Annotated in this window: 18 protein-coding genes and 1 pseudogene; 3 read left to right on the forward strand and 16 right to left on the reverse strand. The window is 73.1% G+C overall.

The annotated features are described in order from the left end of the window. Positions 1-56: 56 nt before the first annotated feature. The 5 genes from LWC35_RS25235 to LWC35_RS40465 form a co-directional block, all read right to left on the reverse strand. A complete protein-coding gene (locus LWC35_RS25235) occupies positions 57-680 on the reverse strand; it encodes an LOG family protein (RefSeq protein ID WP_232872727.1) in 624 nt (207 codons plus the stop codon). Further along, on the reverse strand, positions 680-1,447 hold the full coding sequence (locus tag LWC35_RS25240; protein WP_232872728.1) for an LOG family protein: 768 nt from the start codon (positions 1,445-1,447) through the stop codon (positions 680-682). The genes LWC35_RS25235 and LWC35_RS25240 overlap by 1 nt, the downstream gene beginning before the upstream one ends. Positions 1,448-1,538: 91 nt before the next feature. Next, positions 1,539-2,612, reverse strand: coding sequence for a succinyl-diaminopimelate desuccinylase (gene dapE, locus LWC35_RS25245; RefSeq protein ID WP_232872729.1), 1,074 nt, complete (start codon positions 2,610-2,612; stop codon positions 1,539-1,541). A gap of 22 nt (positions 2,613-2,634) precedes the next feature. Next, positions 2,635-3,135 carry an SRPBCC family protein gene (locus tag LWC35_RS25250; protein WP_232872730.1) on the reverse strand — a complete coding sequence of 167 codons (501 nt, stop codon included), beginning with the start codon at positions 3,133-3,135 and terminating at the stop codon, positions 2,635-2,637. Next, positions 3,132-3,623: an ArsR/SmtB family transcription factor gene (locus LWC35_RS40465; RefSeq protein ID WP_308194663.1), complete on the reverse strand. Its 492-nt coding sequence runs from the start codon at positions 3,621-3,623 to the stop codon at positions 3,132-3,134. Before LWC35_RS40465 ends, LWC35_RS25250 begins: the two co-directional genes overlap by 4 nt. 1,100 nt (positions 3,624-4,723) lie before the next feature. On the opposite strand from LWC35_RS40465, the gene dapD reads away from it, so the two are divergent. Further along, positions 4,724-5,659 carry a 2,3,4,5-tetrahydropyridine-2,6-dicarboxylate N-succinyltransferase gene (dapD, locus tag LWC35_RS25260; protein ID WP_232872731.1) on the forward strand — a complete coding sequence of 312 codons (936 nt, stop codon included), beginning with the start codon at positions 4,724-4,726 and terminating at the stop codon, positions 5,657-5,659. A gap of 53 nt (positions 5,660-5,712) precedes the next feature. Continuing rightward, complete coding sequence (locus LWC35_RS25265) at positions 5,713-6,648, forward strand: CHAD domain-containing protein (RefSeq protein WP_232872732.1); 936 nt, start codon at positions 5,713-5,715, stop codon at positions 6,646-6,648. A gap of 20 nt (positions 6,649-6,668) precedes the next feature. Here LWC35_RS25265 and dapC read toward each other — a convergent pair whose 3' ends face one another. Together dapC and fdxA are read right to left on the reverse strand one after the other, a co-directional pair. After that, positions 6,669-7,787, reverse strand: coding sequence for a succinyldiaminopimelate transaminase (gene dapC / locus LWC35_RS25270; protein ID WP_308194664.1), 1,119 nt, complete (start codon positions 7,785-7,787; stop codon positions 6,669-6,671). Beyond that, the gene (fdxA, locus tag LWC35_RS25275; RefSeq protein WP_037042923.1) at positions 7,784-8,110 is read right to left on the reverse strand and encodes a ferredoxin; all 327 of its coding nucleotides are present in this window, start codon (positions 8,108-8,110) and stop codon (positions 7,784-7,786) included. Before fdxA ends, dapC begins: the two co-directional genes overlap by 4 nt. A 102-nt stretch (positions 8,111-8,212) precedes the next feature. Here fdxA and LWC35_RS25280 point away from each other — a divergent pair, with 102 nt between their 5' ends. After that, positions 8,213-9,208 carry a GNAT family N-acetyltransferase gene (locus LWC35_RS25280; protein WP_232872733.1) on the forward strand — a complete coding sequence of 332 codons (996 nt, stop codon included), beginning with the start codon at positions 8,213-8,215 and terminating at the stop codon, positions 9,206-9,208. Here the strand turns inward: LWC35_RS25280 and LWC35_RS25285 are convergent. The 9 genes and pseudogenes from LWC35_RS25285 to LWC35_RS25325 all read right to left on the reverse strand — a co-directional run. Continuing rightward, complete coding sequence (locus tag LWC35_RS25285; RefSeq protein ID WP_232872734.1) at positions 9,205-9,966, reverse strand: hypothetical protein; 762 nt, start codon at positions 9,964-9,966, stop codon at positions 9,205-9,207. The two genes, LWC35_RS25280 and LWC35_RS25285, sit on opposite strands and share 4 nt — an antisense overlap. Then, positions 9,963-10,370, reverse strand: a complete 408-nt coding sequence (locus tag LWC35_RS25290; protein WP_232872735.1) for a hypothetical protein — start codon at positions 10,368-10,370, stop codon at positions 9,963-9,965. The genes LWC35_RS25285 and LWC35_RS25290 overlap by 4 nt, the downstream gene beginning before the upstream one ends. Further along, entirely contained in the window at positions 10,370-11,266 is an 897-nt protein-coding gene (gene mshB, locus LWC35_RS25295; protein WP_232872736.1) for an N-acetyl-1-D-myo-inositol-2-amino-2-deoxy-alpha-D-glucopyranoside deacetylase, read from the reverse strand. Before mshB ends, LWC35_RS25290 begins: the two co-directional genes overlap by 1 nt. 17 nt (positions 11,267-11,283) lie before the next feature. Continuing rightward, complete coding sequence (locus LWC35_RS25300; protein WP_232872737.1) at positions 11,284-12,315, reverse strand: ABC transporter ATP-binding protein; 1,032 nt, start codon at positions 12,313-12,315, stop codon at positions 11,284-11,286. Next, positions 12,312-13,442: an ABC transporter ATP-binding protein gene (locus LWC35_RS25305; protein ID WP_232872738.1), complete on the reverse strand. Its 1,131-nt coding sequence runs from the start codon at positions 13,440-13,442 to the stop codon at positions 12,312-12,314. Before LWC35_RS25305 ends, LWC35_RS25300 begins: the two co-directional genes overlap by 4 nt. After that, positions 13,442-14,365 carry an ABC transporter permease gene (locus LWC35_RS25310; protein ID WP_232872739.1) on the reverse strand — a complete coding sequence of 308 codons (924 nt, stop codon included), beginning with the start codon at positions 14,363-14,365 and terminating at the stop codon, positions 13,442-13,444. Before LWC35_RS25310 ends, LWC35_RS25305 begins: the two co-directional genes overlap by 1 nt. Beyond that, positions 14,358-15,338, reverse strand: coding sequence for an ABC transporter permease (locus tag LWC35_RS25315; RefSeq protein WP_232872740.1), 981 nt, complete (start codon positions 15,336-15,338; stop codon positions 14,358-14,360). Before LWC35_RS25315 ends, LWC35_RS25310 begins: the two co-directional genes overlap by 8 nt. 156 nt (positions 15,339-15,494) lie before the next feature. Beyond that, the gene (locus tag LWC35_RS25320; RefSeq protein WP_232872741.1) at positions 15,495-17,231 is read right to left on the reverse strand and encodes an ABC transporter family substrate-binding protein; all 1,737 of its coding nucleotides are present in this window, start codon (positions 17,229-17,231) and stop codon (positions 15,495-15,497) included. Positions 17,232-17,472: 241 nt separating this feature from the next. After that, positions 17,473-17,922: pseudogene (locus LWC35_RS25325) on the reverse strand (ABC transporter substrate-binding protein); the annotation flags it as partial.

A 17,922-nucleotide genomic window follows, 5' to 3' on the forward strand; every position in this document is an offset into this window, starting at 1 on the left:
CCGGTCGCCGGCCGGGGTGCGGGTGCCGAAGCGCAGCGGCGGCAGGGTCGGCGTGCTCACGCCTGCGATCGTGACACGGATGCGCCGTCGAGGGCGGCGGCCGCAGGGGCGCAGGCGTCGAGCGCCTCGTCGACCGTGCGTGCCACGACGAGCCGCTCCACCGGCGCCCGGCCGGCGAACCCGGCCTCGACCAGGCCGGACACCCAGTCGAGCAGGCCCGACCAGTGCCCGTCGGGATCGAGCACGACGACCGGCTTGCCGTGCAGGTCGAGCGATCCGGCCGTCCACACCTCGAACAGCTCCTCGCACGTCCCGATCCCGCCGGGGAGGGCGAGGAAGGCGTCGGCGTGCGCCTCCATGAGGGCCTTGCGCTCACGCATCGTCTCGGTGACGAGGAGCTCGTCGGAGTCGTGGTCGGCCCACTCGCGCTCCACCATCGACCGCGGGATGACGCCGACGGTCCGCGCCCCGCCCTCCCGCGCGGCGAGCGCGACCGCGCCCATCATGGAGCGGCGGCCGCCCCCGGACACGAGCGTCCAGCCGCGCGCGGCGATCGCGGTGCCGGTGCGGGTGGCGAGGTCCAGATAGCGCTGCGGCACCCCGTCCGAGGAGCCGCAGTAGACGCACACGGCGTGCGGGTCGCGCCCGCCCCACGCGATCGCCGTCCCGTCGACCGCCATCAGTGCGCCTCCTCCCAGGCCCGATACGCGTCGTGCACCACCTTCACGGCGTCGTCGACGTCGTCGGTGAGGTGCAGGAGGCCCAGGTCCTTCTCGCCGATCTTCCCCGATTCCAGCACCGGCCCGGCGATCCAGTCGTAGAGGCCCTGCCAGTAGTCCCGGCCGAGCAGCACGACCGGGAACTTGGTGACCTTCTTCGTCTGCACGAGGGTGAGGGCCTCGAACAGCTCGTCGAGCGTGCCGAAGCCGCCGGGGAGACAGACGAAGGCCTGCGAGTACTTCACGAACATCGTCTTGCGGACGAAGAAGTAGCGGAAGTTGATGCCCAGGTCGACCCAGTCGTTGAGGCCCTGCTCGAAGGGCAGCTCGATGCCGAGCCCGACCGAGAGCCCGCCGGCCTCCTGGCAGCCCCGGTTCACGGCCTCCATCGTGCCCGGCCCGCCCCCGGTGACGACCGCGTAGCCGGCCTCGGCGAGCGCCGTGCCCAGCGCCCGGCCCGCGGCGTACTCGGGGTGGTCGCGCGGGGTGCGCGCGGAGCCGAAGACCGTGACGGCGCGGGGCAGCTCGGCCAGCATGCCGAAGCCCTCGACGAACTCGGCCTGGATCCGCATGACCCGCCACGGGTCCGTGTGCACCCAGTCGCTGGGGCCGCGCGAGTCCAGCAGGCGCTGGTCGGTGGTCGTCGGTTCGATCTTCTGCTCGCGGCGCAGCACGACCGGACCGCGCAGCCTCTCGTCCGGGCGGGAGCCGGACCCGTTGGCGCTCATGAGCGCCAGCGTACGGAGCGGGTGTGAACGGGCGTGGTCAGGCCGCAGACGATCAGCACGGACCATCAGCACCGACCATCAGCACGGACGATCAGCGCAGGAAGGTCCGGAGCACCTCGGTGCAGCGGGCGACGGCCGTGACGTCGACGTGCTCGTCGCGGGTGTGCGCGAGGTTGGGGTCGCCGGGGCCGTAGTTGACCGCCGGGATCCCGAGCGCGGCGAAGCGCGCGACGTCCGTCCACCCGAACTTCGCCCGCGCGGTCGCACCCGTGGCGGCCAGGAACTCCTGCGCCGCAGGCTCGGACAGGCCCGGCAGCGCCCCCGGGGACGAGTCCGTGAGGGTGACGTCGAAGCCCTCGAGGACCTCGCGGACGTGCTGTTCGGCCTGCGCGACGGACCGGTCCGGCGCGAACCGGAAGTTGACGGTGACCACGCACTCGTCCGGCACGACGTTGCCCGCGACCCCGCCCCCGATCCGGACGGCCTGCAGGCCCTCGCGGTACTCGCAGCCGTCGATGCCCACCCGGCGGGGCGCGTACTCCGCGAGCCGCCGCAGGATCTCGCCGGCGTGGTGGATCGCGTTGTCCCCCAACCAGGATCGCGCGGAGTGGGCCCGACGCCCGGTCGTCCGGACCTCGACGCGCAGGGTGCCCTGGCAGCCCGCCTCGACCTCGCCGTCCGTGGGCTCGCCGAGGATCGCGAGATCGGCGCTGAGCCAGTCCCGGTGGTGGCGTTCGAGGCGGCCGAGCCCGTTGCGGACCGCCTCGACCTCCTCGCAGTCGTAGAACACGAGGGTGAGGTCGTGCCGCGGCTCGGTGAGCGTCGCGGCGAGGTGCGCGAACACCGCGTCGCCGGCCTTCATGTCGCTCGTCCCACAGCCGTAGAGGAGGTCGCCCTCCCGCCGACTCGGGACGTTGTCGGCGATCGGCACGGTGTCGAGATGACCGGCGAGCAGGACGCGTCGCTCGCGGCCGAGGTGGGTGCGGGCGAGCACCGCGTCGCCGTCCCGCAGGACCTCGAGGTGCGGGGCCTGGGTGCGCAGGGCCGCCTCGACCGCGTCGGCCAGCGCCCGCTCCTCGCCGGACACGCTGGCCACGTCGACCAGCGCGGCGGTCAGCGCGGCGGGGTCCTCGGTCAGGTCCAGGGCGACGGTCGGGGCGCTCACGGGCCCTACTGTTCCACGGGCGTCAGGAGGCGGCGTCTCCCGTGCCCTGCACCGTCCGCTGCTCCGTGCCCCGCTCGGTCCCCTCCCCGACGACCCCCTCCCCGACGACCCCGGCGAGCTCCTCCTCGACGACCGCGGCGAGCCTGGGCAGGACGTGGTCCCGCCACCCGGGACCCATGCGGTCGAACGCGAACCGGCCCTGGCGGTCGTCGAGGTCGAAGCCGGAGTGCTCGAGGACCAACCGGGTCCCCCGACCCTCGGGCACCAGCGTCCAGGTGAGCGTCCAGGTGCCGTTGAAGGTGTAGACGAACCGCTCCGGCTCGCGGACCTCGAGGACCTCGCAGGCCACGTCGCCCCAGCCCGGCATCGCGAGGGTGAAGCGGTGCCCGACCTCGGCCGCCACGTCGCCCGGCGCCCACCAGCGCGCGAGCAGCCCGGGCTCGGTCAGCGCCCGCCACACCGTGGCGGGCGGGCGGGCCACGAACTGGTCCACGGTCACCGCCGCGATCAGGCTGCCGTTCATCGGTCCTCCGTCTCGGGGGCCCCGTCGGAGGCCCTGTCGTCGTCCATCTCGTTCTCGACCTCGGTCTCGGTCTCGTTCTCGGTCTCGTTCTCGGTCTCGAGCTCGGTGTCGGTGTCGGTGTCGGTGTCGAGCTCGTTCTCGAGCTCGAGCTCGGTCTCGTTCTCGGTCTCGAGCTCGGTCTCGAGCTCGGTCTCGACGAGGGCGGCCAGGTCGCGCAGCCGGCCGCGCCAGTAGCGCTCGAACGGCGCGAGCCACTCCCCGATCCCGGCCAGCGGCGCGGGCTCGAGGTGGTAGTGCCGCTCCCGCCCGCTCGGCTCGTCCCGCACCAGCCCCGCCCGCCGCAGCACGCCCAGGTGCTCGGCGACCGCCGGCCGGCTCAGCGTGAACTCCCCGGCCAGCGCCCCCGCGGTGCGCGGGCCCTCGGCCAGCAGCTCCAGCAACCGCCGGCGGACCGGGTTCGCCAGCGCGAGGAAGACGTCGTCGGCCACGAGCGTCATGATGCGTCGGAGAACTCCGACATGTCAACTTCTTCCGACGCTTCCTCGCCCCGACCTCGCGCACCCTCGCGCCGCGGAAGAACGCGACAACGCTGTTCGTGATCAGTGCTCGTGGACTGGGACGGTCGAATTCCGACCCGCTACGCCCGCGATCCGCGAACACGATCCGGGGCGCCCTTTCTGATCACCGGTCACGGACGCGGAGAGTCGCAAATCGAGCGTCCCAGTCCACGATCGGCGATCACAGCACTGGCCACCCTCCGGGATCACCGGTCCCGGACACGGCCAGTCGGAAATCGACCCTTCCCGTCCACGACGAGCGATCAAATGAGGAGCGGCCCCCTCGGTCCGGCACGTACCGCACCCGACTCGACAGGCCCGCGCTCCCGGAGCTCAGCCTTCATCCGAGGAACACGATTCCATGATCAACCGTCGTGGACCACGACGGTCGGATTCCGACTCGAGACGTCCACAACCAGCGATCACGAGCCCGACCCGCCTTCATGATCAACCGTCGTGGACCACGACGGTCGAAAATCGACCCTTCCCGTCCACGACGAGCGATCACAAGCCACGCCGGCCCTACCGCTCGTCCGCCCGGACCGGCCGGCCGGAGACCAACCGTCTCCGTCCACGATCACTGACCACGATATGGCCAGCCTCATGATCGCCTGTCCCGGACCCGGACAGTCGGAAACCGACCCTCCCCGCCCACGACCAGCGATCACGAGCCCGAGCCGCCTTCATGATCGCCGGACCCGGACCACGACGGTCGGATTCCGACCCTCCCCGTCCACAACCAGGGATCACGAGCCACGCCGGCCCCACCGCTCGTCCGCCACGGACCGGCCGGCCGGAAGCCGACCGTCTCGGTCCAGGATCACCGACCCCGACACGACCAGGCCTCATGATCACCCGTCCCGGACACGGCCAGTCGGAAATCGACCCTTCCCGTCCACGACGAGGGATCACGGGTCGGCCTGCGTCACGGTCGTCCGCGCCGAGGAGTGTCCTCGGGCCCGCGATCCTCCTGCCCCGGGCTCGCACCCGGAGGAGGGCCGGGTGCGTCCGGCCGGTTACATTCGACGCCCGTGAGCACCGAGTTCCGCACCGATCCCGCCTCCGGCACCGGCCTGGCCACCGTCACGGCCGACGGGACCGTCCTCGACGTCTGGTACCCGGCCCCCGCACTGGGCGCGGACGCCCCCGACACCTCGGCCGACCTGGAGCCGCTCGCCGGGGAGGACGCCGACCGCGGGGTCACCGTGACGGTGGTGCGCACCGAGATCGGCTCGCTCGCCGACAAGCCGGTCGACGCCGCCGACGTCTACCTGCGCCTGCACCTGCTCTCCGGCCGCCACGTGAAGCCGCACGAGGTCAGCCTCGAGGGCCAGTTCGGGCTGCTCGCGAACGTCGTCTGGACGAACTTCGGCGCCTGCGCCGTCCCCGGCTTCGAGCTGGTCCGCGCCAAGCTCCGTGCGCGCGGCCCGGTCACCGTCTACGGCGTCGACAAGTTCCCGCGGATGGTGGACTACGTGCTCCCGGCCGGCGTCCGGATCGCCGACGCCGACCGAGTCCGGCTCGGTGCGCACCTCGCCGAGGGCACCACCGTGATGCACGAGGGCTTCGTCAACTTCAACGCCGGCACGCTGGGCTCGTCGATGATCGAGGGCCGGGTGTCGGCCGGCGTCGTCGTCGGTGACGGCTCGGACGTCGGCGGCGGCGCCTCGATCATGGGCACGCTCTCCGGCGGCGGCACCGAGGTCATCGCGATCGGCGAGCGCTGCCTGCTCGGTGCGAACGCCGGCATCGGCATCTCGCTGGGCGACGACTGCGTGGTCGAGGCGGGCCTCTACGTCACCGCGGGCACGAAGGTCGCCCTGCCGGACGGCACCTCGGTGGCCGCCCGCAGCCTGTCCGGCCAGAACGGTCTGCTGCTGCGTCGCAACAGCGTCTCCGGCGCCGTGGAGGCCCTCCCCCGCACCGGTCAGGGCATCGCGCTCAACGAGGCGCTGCACAAGAACTGACCCGTCCGGGCGCCGGTGCCGGCGTTCACCTCCGTCGGCTACGGTGGCCGCTCGTGTCCGCTCCCAGCACGTCCCCGGTCGCCCTCACCTGCGCCGACCTCCCGGCCCCGCTGACGGCCGCGCCGTCGGACTCGGCGGTGCACCACGTCCGCGCCGCCCTCGACCTGCGCCTGCGAGCCCTGCTCGCGCACGACCCGGGCACCCGGGAGGGCAGCGACATCGAGGACCTGCACCAGATGCGGGTCGCGGTGCGGCGGATGCGGGCAGCGCTGAAGGCGGCCCGCCCGCTGCTGGACCGCACCTGGGCCGACGGGCTGCGCGCCGAGCTCGGGTGGCTCGGCCGGGCCCTCGGGCCGGTGCGCGACCTGGACGTCCTGCTGCTGCGGCTGCGCGGTGAGATCGCGACCCTCCCCGCACGGGAGCAGGCGACCGGCGAGCAGCTCGTCGCCGCCCTCGACGCCGAACGCGAGGACGCGCGGGCCGCCATGCTGGCGGTGCTGGAGTCCGGCCGCTACCGGGCCCTGCTCGAGCGGCTGGCCGACGCGATCCGGCTGCCGCTGCCGACTCCCTCGGCCACCCAGGCGCAGCCCGAGCTGATCGACCTGGTGCGCGCGGAGGTGCGCCGGCTGCGCAAGGCGGTGCGCCGCGCCGGCGACGACCCGCCGGACCAGACGCTGCACGACCTGCGGATCCTCGGCAAGCGGGTGCGCTACACCGGCGAGCTGGTGGAGCCCATGCTCGGCGCGACGGTGAAGCGGCTGCTCAGGGCGACCGCGGGCCTCCAGGAGGTGCTCGGCGACCACCAGGACGCGTGCGTGGCCGAGGAGCGCATCCGCGCGCTGCTCGACGGCCTCGGCGAGTACCCCGACGCACACGTCGTGTTCGTGGCGGGCCGGCTCGTCGAGCGGGAGCGGGCCCGGGCGACCGAGAAGCGCGCCGAGTGGTGGGCGGCGTGGGAGCACGTCGCCGCGCGCGCCGCCGAGATCTGACGAGCGGGGGGCGGAAGGTCTCAGCCCTCGAGCCGCCGCACCGCCTCGTCGATCCGCTCGTCCGTGGCCGTGAGGGCGATCCGGACGTGCTGCGCGCCCGCGGGCCCGTAGAACTCGCCCGGCGCGCACAGGATCCCGCGCTCGGCCAGCGACCGGACGGTGTCCCGGCAGGGGCGGCCCTCGGTCGTCCACAGGTAGAGCCCGGCCTCGGAGTGGTCGATCCGGTAGCCGGCGCGCTCGAGGGCGCACCGCAGCCGGGTCCGCCGCTTCTCGTAGATCTTCACCTGCTCGGCGACGTGGGCGTCGTCCGCCGCCGCCGCCGCGAGCGCCGCCTGCACCGGGAACGGCACGATCATGCCGGCGTGCTTGCGGATCTCCAGGAGCGTCTTCACCAGCGCCGCGTCGCCCGCGACGAACGCCGCTCGATAGCCCGCCAGGTTCGACGTCTTGGACATCGAGTGCACGGCCAGCAGGCCCTCGTGCCGGCCCTGGCTCACCTCGGGCGAGAGCACCGAGGCGACCGGCGCGCCGAAGGACAGGCCCAGGTAGCACTCGTCGGAGGCCACGACCGCGCCGACGGCCCGCGCGGCGTCGACGGCGGCGCGGAGGGCGGGGGCGTCGAGCACCCGCCCCGTGGGGTTCGACGGCGAGTTCAGCCAGACCAGCTTCGTGCCGGTGGGCGGGGCCTCCCCGTCGGCCAGCCGGACCACGGTGGCACCGGCGAGCAGCGCGCCCACCTCGTAGGTCGGGTAGGCCAGCTCGGGCACCGCGACGACGTCACCGGTGCCGAGGCCGAGCAGCGTCGGCAGCCAGGCGACCAGCTCCTTGGAGCCGATCGTGGGCAGCACCGCGGCCGGGTCGGCCCCCGCGACCCCGAAGCGGCGGGTCAGCGAGTCCGCGATCGCCTCGCGCAGCGAGTCGGGCCCGTAGGTGGTCGGGTAGCCGGGCTCGTCCGCGGCCGGGCCGGTCAGGGCGGCACGGACGACGGCCGGGACCGGGTCGACCGGCGTGCCGACCGAGAGGTCAACGATGCCGCCGGGGTGGCCGGCGGCGAGCGCCTTGACCTCGGCGAGGGAGTCCCAGGGGAAGTCGGGGAGCGCGATGCCCCGCCGAGGGTTCGCTCGCTGCCGCTCGCTCACTCGTCGTGCTCGACCGGCGCCATGCTCTTGATCGGCTCCGGGTCGGCCTCGGTCAGCCCGACCTTCGAGGCGCCGCCGGGCGAGCCCAGCTCCTCGAAGAAGTCCGCGTTGGCCTTGGTGTACGCACCCCACTGGTCCGGGACGTCGTCCTCGTAGTAGATGGCCTCGACCGGGCAGACCGGCTCGCAGGCACCGCAGTCGACGCACTCGTCGGGGTGGATGTAGAGCATGCGGGCGCCCTCGTAGATGCAGTCCACGGGACATTCCTCGATGCACGCCTTGTCCTTGAGGTCCACACAGGGCTCGGCGATCACGTACGTCACGGAAGGTCCTCCACAAGCGGGGCGCTGTTCTGGCGCGGGCGTTCTCCGTGGCAGGTTAACCCGCGGGTACCCACTCACACACGGGAAGGCAAGCCTCACTCGATGGTCCCAGACGAGCACTCCGGGCGGCCCGGGATCGCCGCGAAGATCGACGCCGCCCTGGGCGAGCGGGTCGCGCTCCGGCACCGGATCGGCGAACGCGAGGGCCGCCCGCTCTACACCGACGCCGTCGGCCCGCTGTCCGACGGCGGCGCGGGCACGGTCGTCGTCGACACCCGGAAGGGGCCGGTGCGGGTCGAGCGCGCGGCGGTCGTTGCGGTGCGGGTCGTCCCGCCCGCCCCTGGCCGCCGGGCCTCGTGGAGTGCGGTGTCCCGCCTGGAGAACCTGTGTGCCGACGCCTGGCCCGCCGTCGTCGAGGAGCCGCTGGGCGGGTGGCGGCTGCGCGCGGCCGGCGGGTTCACCGGACGGGCGAACTCGGCGCTGGCCGTCGGCGACCCGGGCCTGCCGATCCCCACCGCGCTCGAGCGGGTCCTGGGGTTCGCCGCCGATCACGGCCTCGTCCCGCGGCTGCAGACGCCGATGGGATCGCCCTGGTCCGAGGCCGCGCGGCGGGAGGGCTGGGTGCTCGACGGCGGCCACCAGGCCGGGCCGGAGGTCGCGGTCCTGGTGGCGGATCTCACGGCGCTGGCGGCCCGGTCGACCGTCCCGGTCGAGCTCACGACCCGCCCGACGGAGGGCTGGTGGGCCGTCGTCGGCGCGCCGGAGAGCGACGCGGAGCGACACGTCCTCACCGCGGCGGCCCGACCGGGCTTCGCCGTGGCCCGGGCGGCGGACGGGAAACCCACGGGAGCGGTCCGGGCGGCCGTCGTCGAGGACCACCTGCACCTGTCCCGGCTCGCGACCCTGCCCGGGTCCCGACGGCAGGGGGTCGGCACCGCGCTGACCGCGGCCGCGGCCGCGTGGGGCCGGGAGCAGGGCGCCCGCTGGGCGGTGCTGCAGGTCAACCTGCAGAACCACGGCGCCCGCGCCTTCTGGGCGCGGCTGGGCTGCACCGAGCACCACCGCTACCACTACCTCGGGCCGGGCCGGGCCGGTTAGACCTTGGCGAGCCCCCGGCCCGCGAGCCAGCGCTGCGCCTCGCGGGCGGCGCGCTTGAGCCCGGACCACTCGCCGAGGTACTTCCCCAGCACCCCGACGACCGGGAGCATGCCGAGCGCCTCGTGGTAGAAGCGGCCGTGCGGGCGCTTGTCGAGCTCGTCCTCGACCGAGTAGAGCGCCCGGCCGAGCCGCCACACCGCGGAGCCGATCCTCGCCGCGGTCGGCCGGCTCCCCTTCGCCAGGTCGCCCTCGATCTCGGCGGCGCGGGCGTCCGCGGCGGCGTCCTCGGCGGCCGTCGGGCCGCCGCCCAGGTCCGGCCGGCGCCGGAACAGCACCCAGGCCAGCAGCGACACGAGGTGGTCCTCGTCCGTGACGCCGTGCTCGCCGGCCACCGCGACCAGCAGCATCCCCTGCGCCGCGGCGCCGATCGCCGCCCCGACCGGCAGCGTGCGGGCCAGCGCGCCGCCCAGGCCGGGGATCGCGGCGACCCCGGTGGCGAACCGGCCGACCCGGTAGATCCACCAGCGCTGCCGCGCGGCCACGTCCATCCGGGCCCAGGCCGCGGTGCCGGGCACCGGGGCGGCGGCCAGCGCGTCGAGGATCCTGTCCCGGGTGGAGCGCTCGCCGTCGTCGCCGGCGCGGCCGCGCAGGCCGAAGGGGTCGGAGTCGCGCAGCGCCGACAGGATCGGCCGGGTGGCCCGCACGAAGGGCCGCAGGATCCCGACGACCGCCGCGTCGGGGATGGGTCCGTCGCTCACGACCGGATCATCCCGTGCGGGTCGCCGTTGCGCTCGGTCGAGCGCCGAACACGCCGCCGGTCCGCGGCCTCGACGATCCTGCGCAACGGCAGCAGCCCGGCCAGCAGTCCCGCAACCAGCAGCAGGAGGGACTGCCAGGTCGCCGGCAGCAGCACGTCGCCGCCCGGGCCCGCGAACCCGAGCACCCCGAGGACCACGACCCAGACCACCAGCGGCGAGGCCGCCACGGCGGTGGCCGTCGAGACGTCCGCGGCTGCGTGGACGAGCCACGGCATCGTGAGCAGCACCAGCACCGTGCCGACCGGGGCCGGGACCGACCCGATGTACAGCGGCTGGAGCAGCAGTTCCAGGGCCGCCAGCAGGGCCGCCGCCACCAGCACCGCCGCGAGCGTGAGCCACCGCATCAGTCGAGCCCCGCGAACAGGTCGTCGGCGGGGGCCGGGCCCGCCCCCGACGCCAGCGCGTACTCCTCGACCTCGATCAGCGGCTGCGCGACGTCGTTGCTCATCGCGAACGCCACGGCGCCGTCCTGCTCCCACACCGCGATCTGGGTGGCGTGGGCCCGCATCGCCGCGACGAGCGCGGCCCGGTGCGCCGACACGTCCAGCCGGGTCGTGACGACGTCGTCGGGCGCGCTGGGCAGCTCGTCCGGCTCGGGGATCCGGAACGGCATGCCGGGCAGGCCCTCGATCGCCGCCAGCCCGGCGTCGAGCGCGGAGCGGGACCGGACCGCGTGGAACACCCGCGCGACGAACTCGGGCCGGGCCTTCGCGGCGGCCATGGTGAGGGCGTGGGCGCGGACGTGGTCGGGATGCCCGTAGCCGCCGTCGTCGGCGTAGGACACCACGACCTGCGGCTGCAGCGCGTCGACGACGGCGAGCAGCTGCGCGAGCTGCTCGTCGAACGCCCCGGGCGCGGCGAGGGCCCGCGGGTGCAGCACGGCCGGGGTGAGCGCGCGGGTGCCCTCGCCGTGCTCCATGCCGCTGTCCCGCCAGCGCCCGAGCCCGCCCAGGAACCGGTGCTCCGGGCTGCCCAGCGCCGCGAGCGCGCCGGCCAGCTCGTGCACCCGGTAGCCGCCGAGCTGGTCGCCGCGGTCCGGAGCGAGCTCGCGCAGCTCCGGCGGGATGACCTCGCCCTCCTCGCCCAGCGAACACGTCAGGACGACGCAGGCCGTGTCGGGGTCGGTGGCGTACCGGGCGATGGCGCCGCCGGTGGTCAGGGTCTCGTCGTCGGGATGCGCGTGGACGAACAGCACCCGGCGGGCAGGGAGCGCGGGAAACGCAGGGAACACGGGCGACACCGCGGGAGCCTACGTCCTCACAGCAGCGCCCTGCGCTCGGCGTAGTGGCAGGACACCGGGTGCCCCTGCCCCCGCTCGACGAGGGCCGGCGGCTCCTCCACGCAGCGCGTCCGCTCCGCGTCGGACAGCTCGTTCGCGAACTTCGGGCAGCGGGTCCGGAACCGGCAGCCCGACGGCGGGTTGGCCGGGCTGGGCAGGTCCCCGACCACCGTGATCCGCTCCCGGGCCCGCTCCTTGCGCGGGTCGGGCAGCGGGATCGCCGAGATCAGCGCCTGCGTGTACGGGTGGGCGGGGCCCGCGAACAGCTCCTCGGCCGTCCCGGTCTCCACGATCGAGCCCAGGTACATGACCGCGATCCGGTCCGCGATGTGCCGCACCACCGACAGGTCGTGGCTCACGAACAGGTAGGACAGGTCCAGCTCGGACTGCAGCTCGTCGAGCAGGTTGAGCACGCCGGCCTGGATGGAGACGTCGAGGGCCGAGACCGGCTCGTCGAGCACCAGCAGCTTGGGGCGCAGGGCGAGCGCGCGGGCGATGCCGATGCGCTGCCGCTGGCCGCCGGAGAACTCGTGGGCGTACCGGTTGCCGTGCTCGGGCTTGAGCCCGACGGTCTGCATCAGCCGCCGCACCCGGTCGCGGCCGCCGTCGGAGTACAGGCCGTGGATCCGCAACGGCTCGGCGATGATCTCGTTGACGGGCAGCCGCGGGTCCAGCGAGGCGTACGGGTCCTGGAACACGATCTGCAGCTCGCGGCGCAGCCCGCGCATCTCGCCGCGGCCGATCTTCGTGAGGTCCTGGCCCTTGTAGAGCACCTCGCCCGAGGTCGCGGGCAGCAGGTTGAGCACCACCCGCGCGGTCGTGGACTTGCCGCAGCCGGACTCGCCGACCAGGCCGAGGGTCTCCCCCTCGCCGATGTCGAACGAGACGTCGGAGACGGCCTGCACCGCGCCGATCTGCCGGCGGATCAGGCCCTTCGAGCGGATCGGGAAGTGCTTGACGACGTTGCGGACGCTCAGCAGCGTCCGCGTGCCCTGCTCCACCGTGGTCATGCGCGGGCCTCCCCGTCGGTTCCGGCGCCCTCGGCCGCTGCGGCGAGCCCGGCGAGCGCCTCGTGGTCGGCGACCTCGCTGGCGAACACGTCCGTCGCCTCCTGGCCCGCGAGCGTCTCGGCGTAGTGGCAGGCGGCGAGGTGGCCGGGACCGGTCGTCACGCGCAGCTCCGGCTCGCTCTCGTCGCACCGCGCGGTGTGCTTGGGGCAGCGCGGCCCGAACGGGCAGCCCGGCGGCATGTTGACGACCGACGGCGGCGCCCCCGGGATCGGGGTGAGCCGCTCGCTGGGTCGGTCGAGCCGGGGCAGGCTGCCGAGCAGGCCGAGTGTGTAGGGCATCCGCGGGGTGTAGAACACGTCCTCCGCGGTGCCGACCTCGACCGGCTTGCCGGCGTACATCACCATCACCCGGTCCGCCTGGCCCGCGATCACGCCCAGGTCGTGGGTGATCAGCACCATCGCGGCACCGGTCTCGTCCTGCGCCGCGGCCAGGGCCTCGAGGATCTGGGCCTGGACGGTGACGTCGAGCGCGGTGGTCGGCTCGTCGGCGATGATCACGTCCGGGTCGTTGGCCATGGCGATCGCGATGACCACGCGCTGCCGCATGCCGCCCGAGAGCTCGTGCGGGTAGGAGCTCGCCCGGTCCTTCGCGTTCGGGATCCGGACCTTGTCGAGCAGCTCGACGGCGCGCTCCGTGGCCGCCTGCTTCGAGACGTCGTGGTGCGCGCGGACGGCCTCGGCGATCTGCGCCCCGACCGTGTAGACGGGGTTCAGCGAGGTCATCGGGTCCTGGAAGATCATCGCGATCCGGGAGCCCCGGACCCGGGTCATCTCCACCTCGGACAGCGTGAGCAGGTCCCGGCCGTCGAACCGCACCGAGCCCTTGACCTGGGCGGTGTTCGGCAGCAGCCGCATCACGGCCATCGAGGTCACGGACTTGCCCGAGCCGGACTCGCCGACGATGCCCAGCACCTCGCCGCGGTGCAGCGCGTAGTCCACGCCGCGCACGGCGCGGACGGGCCCGTCCGCGCTCGGGAAGGTGACGTCGAGGCCGGAGACCTCGAGCACGACGTCCCCGCGGACACCCCGCGCACCCGGCGCGGGCGACAGGTCGATCTCTTCGGCCACTATTGACGCACCTTCGTCTGCTGTGGGTCGAACGCGTCACGCAGGCCGTCGCCGATGAAGTTGATCGTGAGCGCGATGATGATGATGAACAGGCCCGGGAAGTAGAACAGCCACGGCCGGGTGGTGAGCGCGGTCTGCGCCTCGCTGACGAGCAGGCCGAGCGAGGTGTCCGGCGGTGTGACGCCGAAGCCCAGGTAGGACAGCGAGGTCTCGAGCAGGATCGCCAACGCCACCAGGATCGTCAGGTTGACCAGGATGGAGCCCAGGGCGTTGGGCACGAGGTGGCGCAGGATGATCCGCGTGTCGCTCGCGCCGAGCGCCTTGGCGGCCTCGACGAACTCCTTCTCCCGCAGCGACAGCACCACACCGCGGGACACCCGGGACACGTAGGCCCAGTACAGCCCGGCGATGACCAGCGCGATCAGGTACCAGGAGCCGCCGAAGTTGTGCGAGAGCATCGCGGCCACGGCGATCAGCGGCAGCGTGAGCACCAGATCGGCGATGCGCATCATGACCGTGTCGACCTTGCCGCCGAAGTACCCGGCGACGGAGCCCCACAGCGTGCCGACCAGCGTGGCCAGGACGGCGACGGACACCGAGACCTGCAGGGAGATCCGGGTGCCGCGCAGCACCTGCGCGAACTGGTCCCGACCCGCGGAGTCGGTGCCGAAGGGGTGGTCCCAGGACGGCGGGACGGAGTTGTCCGGCGTGTACTGCCCCGGGTCGTACTTCCAGAGCAGGCCGCCGACGTAGGCCAGCAGGATCAGCGCGACGAGCACGCCGAGGCTGACGACGGCCGCGCGGTGCTGCAGGAAGCGTCGGAGGACCAACTGCCCCTGGCTGCGCTCGGTGACCGTGAACTCGCGGTCCGGCGCCGCGGGCGCCGACCGGGTCCCCGGGGTCCGTGTCCGGGTGTCAGGCATAGCGGATCCTCGGGTCCAGGACCCCGTAGAGGAGGTCGGCGATCAGGTTGAAGGCGATCACCACGGTCGCCGCGAGCAGCAGCCAGGAGGCCGTCGCGTAGACGTCGTTGGTCCGGATGGCGGTGAGCAGGTAGTCGCCCATGCCCTTCCACTGGAAGACGGTCTCGGTGACGACGGCGCCGCCGATGATCGACGCGATGTCCAGCGCGGTCACGGTGGTCAGCGGGATCAGGGCGGTGCGCAGCCCGTGCTTGACCATCACGGTGCGCCGGGGCAGGCCCTTGGCCCGGGCCAGCCGGACGTAGTCCGAGTTCATCACCTCGAGCATCGAGGCCCGGGTGAACCGGCTCCAGGCGGCGTAGGAGATCAGCGCCAGCGAGATCGTCGGCAGGATCATGTGCCCGATGATGTCCACGACGTAGGGCCCGGCCCCCCGCGGTGGAGGAACGGACGACTGGCCGATCGTGTAGATCGCCTGGGTACCCAGGGCGCTGTTGAACGAGATGCCCGCCTGCTTGAGCAGGATCGCGAACCAGAACGCCGGCATGGCGAGGAACAGGAAGCCGACGAACGTCGCCGCGTAGTCGAACTTCGAGTACTGCTTGACGGCCGTCAGGACGCCGATCACCACTGCGAGGATCAGCGCGATCAACATGGCCAGCGCGATCAGCCGGATGGTGACCAGGAACCGGTCGCCGAGGTCGTGGCCGATGTTCGCCGTGGACACGACCGACGGGCCGAAGTCCCCGGTGAAGATCCCGCCGAGCCACGAGAAGTACCGCTGGAGCAGCGGCTGGTCGAGGTGCAGGCGGACGTACTCTGCGTCGATCACGTTCTGCGGAGCGGGCGGGTTCTTCTCCCGCAGCGGCGCGAGGGGGTCCGCCGACGCGGAGCCCAGCGCGAAGATGATGAACGACGAGACGATCAGGACCGGTATCGAGTACAGGATCCTGCGCACGGCGAAGGCGAGCATGCGGATGTGCTTCTTCCGACTCGTGGTGGGAGCACGGTCCGCTCCGAGCGTGGCCGGGCGGGCCGCCGTCTGAGCAGGGTAACCCCGCAGGCGGGCCCGGGCCGCGCGGCCGACTCGTGGTCGGCCCGCTCCCCGGGCCCGCCTCCGGTTCTCACGTCACGAGCCGGAGCGGATGCCCCACTCGGCGGTGTTGTAGGTGATCCCGTCGAGCGACGCGTTGTTGCGCACGTTGCCCAGCGTGTTCTGCACCGCGGCCAGGGTCGGCTTCTGGTACAGCGGCAGGACGTAGGCGTCCTCGGCCATGATCTTGTCGGCCTGGTTCAGCTTGGCCCGGGCGTCGTTGATGTCGGTCGACGCCGCGGCCTCGTTGATCAGCTGGTCCGTGGTCGGGTTGACGTACTTGCCGTAGTTCGAGCCGGAGTTCGACAGCCACAGCTGCTGCGCGCCGCCGAACGGCGCCGGCGACATGATCCAGCCGAACACGATGACGTCGTAGTCACCCGAGCTGGTGGTCGTGCCCAGGCTGTCCGTCGTCGAGATCTCGACGTTCACGCCGAGCTGCTTCGCGTACTGCTGGAACAGCTCGCACTCGGTCTGCCGGACCGCGTTGCCCACGGTGTAGCGCATCCGCAGGGCCGGCACGGGCTGCCCGTTCGGCGCGACCAGCGCGGTGCCCACGCCGGTGTACCCGGCGTCGGTGAGGACCTTCTTGGCCCGCTCGACGTCGCCCGAGCCCTGCCCGGTGGCGGTCAGGTTGTCCTGGTAGCCGTCCTGCTGCGGCACGAACATCTTGTTCTGCAGCGGCTTGATGTCCGGGTTGAACTGACCGACCGTCTTCGCGATGACGTCCTGCGTGTTCACGGCGATGTAGAGCGCCTGGCGCAGCGCCTTGTCGGCCAGGAACGGGTTCTTCAGGTTGAAGTCGAAGTGCTCCCACGACAGCCCGGCCGCCTGCGCGTTCGAGACGTTCGGGATGTTGTTGAGCTGGTTGACGATGTCGACCTGCGGCTGCGGGAACAGCGCCTGGACCTCGTTGTTCTGCAGGGCCAGCGGCTCCTGCGTGGCGTCGGTGATCACGCGGATCACCAGCCGCTCGAGCTTCGGCTTGGTGGCGCCGTACCACGCCGGGTTCGGGACCAGCGTCAGCGCGACGTTGTCCTGCCAGTTCTCGACCTTGAACGGGCCGGCGGAGTAGCTGGGCACCGTCTTGCCGAACCAGTCGAACGCCGCGGCGAGGCCGTCGGGCGAGTTCAGGTCACCCTGCTGCGCGCCGAGGTGGGCCGGGTACAGCGGGGCGGCCGAGTTGAAGAGGCTCTGCCAGTCCGTGTACGGCTTCGCCAGGGTGACCGTGACGGTCTTCCCGCCGTCCGAGCCGGTCACCGCGGTGATCTGGTCGTAGCCGCCGTTGCCGGCCGTCTCGCAGGCCGGGCAGTCACGGCCGTTCTGCCACTTCCAGCTCATGGCGAAGTCGTCCGCGGTGACGGGCGTGCCGTCGTCCCACGTCGCGGCCGGCTTGATCTTGTAGACGATCGTCGTCGGGTTCGTGAGGTCGGCCGAGTCCAGCAGGTCCGTGTTCAGGGTCGGCTTGAGGTCGGGCGAGGTGTAGAAGGCGTACGTGACCATCGGCTTGATGGCCATGCCGGTCCAGTCGACGTTGCCCTCGGACGAGATGACGTTCCAGTTGTCGATGTTCTTCTCGGACGCCAGGGTCACCGTCCCGCCCTGCTGCAGCTGGTCCGCCGGGACGCTGTTGCAGGTGTTCGGGTTGGTGCTGCAGTCCCCGTACACCCCGCCCGAGCTGCCGCCGGCGCCACCGCCGCCACCGCAGGCCGCAAGGACAAGCGTCGCCGCCGCGGCGACCGCTGCGGCCGCGGCCGCCCTCGTTCTCTTCATGGACTTCCTCGATCTTCCTCGCCTGTCCGGACCCGATCGGGCCGCTGGGGACCGGGGCCGTTCGACCCTTGCCGTGGCCGTCCGTGGGTGGGGGGCGGCCGCCCGATCCCTGGGCAACTTAGGAAGCTCGCAGGTGCGCCCGCCAACGAAGTCGCCGATCGTGACCAAAGGGTGACGTGAGGTGGACAGGGCGACACATCGTGATTACCCTCGAGTAACTTTCGCTCCGCCGAGGGAGGCCTCAACTGACGGGGGCGCTCCACCGTTGCGCTCCGGTGAGCGGTCCCGTCGCCAGGGGTCCGGCACCGAACCCGGTCGCGGCGGCGCCGGCCGGCGTGCTCACGAGGAGCGACACCTGCTGGAAGAGCGGCAGGGCCGGCAGCTGCGCCCAGAGCACCCGTTCGGCCGTCCCGAGCTGGTTCGGGTCGGGCACCGCCGCGGCCGCGAGGGACTCCAGCACCGGCTGCAGCGCGGCCGAGCAGAAGCCGTTCGGCAGGGCGGGCGGGGCGGGGAGCGACGGCGTCGGGTCCGGGCAGCCGTAGTCCGAGGCCAGCTGCGGCCCGAGCGGGCCGCCCACCGCGCGCGGCTGCACCAGGATGTCCGCGCGCACGGTCGAGTTCGGGGCGGCGGTCCCGCTCGAGGGCGCCGTGGTCGGGGTGGTGGTCGGGGTGGTGGTCGGGGTGGTGGTCGG

This window comes from Pseudonocardia kujensis (assembly GCF_021283305.1).
Taxonomy (GTDB): domain Bacteria; phylum Actinomycetota; class Actinomycetes; order Mycobacteriales; family Pseudonocardiaceae; genus Pseudonocardia; species Pseudonocardia kujensis.

What these genes read in the sequence shown, in the direction of transcription:
- LWC35_RS25235 (WP_232872727.1), bottom strand. Translation starts at nt 680, where the DNA reads ATGGCGGTCGACGGGACGGCGATCGCGTGGGGCGGGCGCGACCCGCAC.
- LWC35_RS25240 (WP_232872728.1), bottom strand. Translation starts at nt 1,447, where the DNA reads ATGAGCGCCAACGGGTCCGGCTCCCGCCCGGACGAGAGGCTGCGCGGT.
- LWC35_RS25250 (WP_232872730.1), bottom strand. Translation starts at nt 3,135, where the DNA reads ATGAACGGCAGCCTGATCGCGGCGGTGACCGTGGACCAGTTCGTGGCC.
- LWC35_RS25280 (WP_232872733.1), top strand. Translation starts at nt 8,213, where the DNA reads ATGGTCCCAGACGAGCACTCCGGGCGGCCCGGGATCGCCGCGAAGATC.
- LWC35_RS25290 (WP_232872735.1), bottom strand. Translation starts at nt 10,370, where the DNA reads ATGCGGTGGCTCACGCTCGCGGCGGTGCTGGTGGCGGCGGCCCTGCTG.
- LWC35_RS25300 (WP_232872737.1), bottom strand. Translation starts at nt 12,315, where the DNA reads ATGACCACGGTGGAGCAGGGCACGCGGACGCTGCTGAGCGTCCGCAAC.
- LWC35_RS25310 (WP_232872739.1), bottom strand. Translation starts at nt 14,365, where the DNA reads ATGCCTGACACCCGGACACGGACCCCGGGGACCCGGTCGGCGCCCGCG.
- LWC35_RS25315 (WP_232872740.1), bottom strand. Translation starts at nt 15,338, where the DNA reads ATGCTCGCCTTCGCCGTGCGCAGGATCCTGTACTCGATACCGGTCCTG.
- LWC35_RS25320 (WP_232872741.1), bottom strand. Translation starts at nt 17,231, where the DNA reads ATGAAGAGAACGAGGGCGGCCGCGGCCGCAGCGGTCGCCGCGGCGGCG.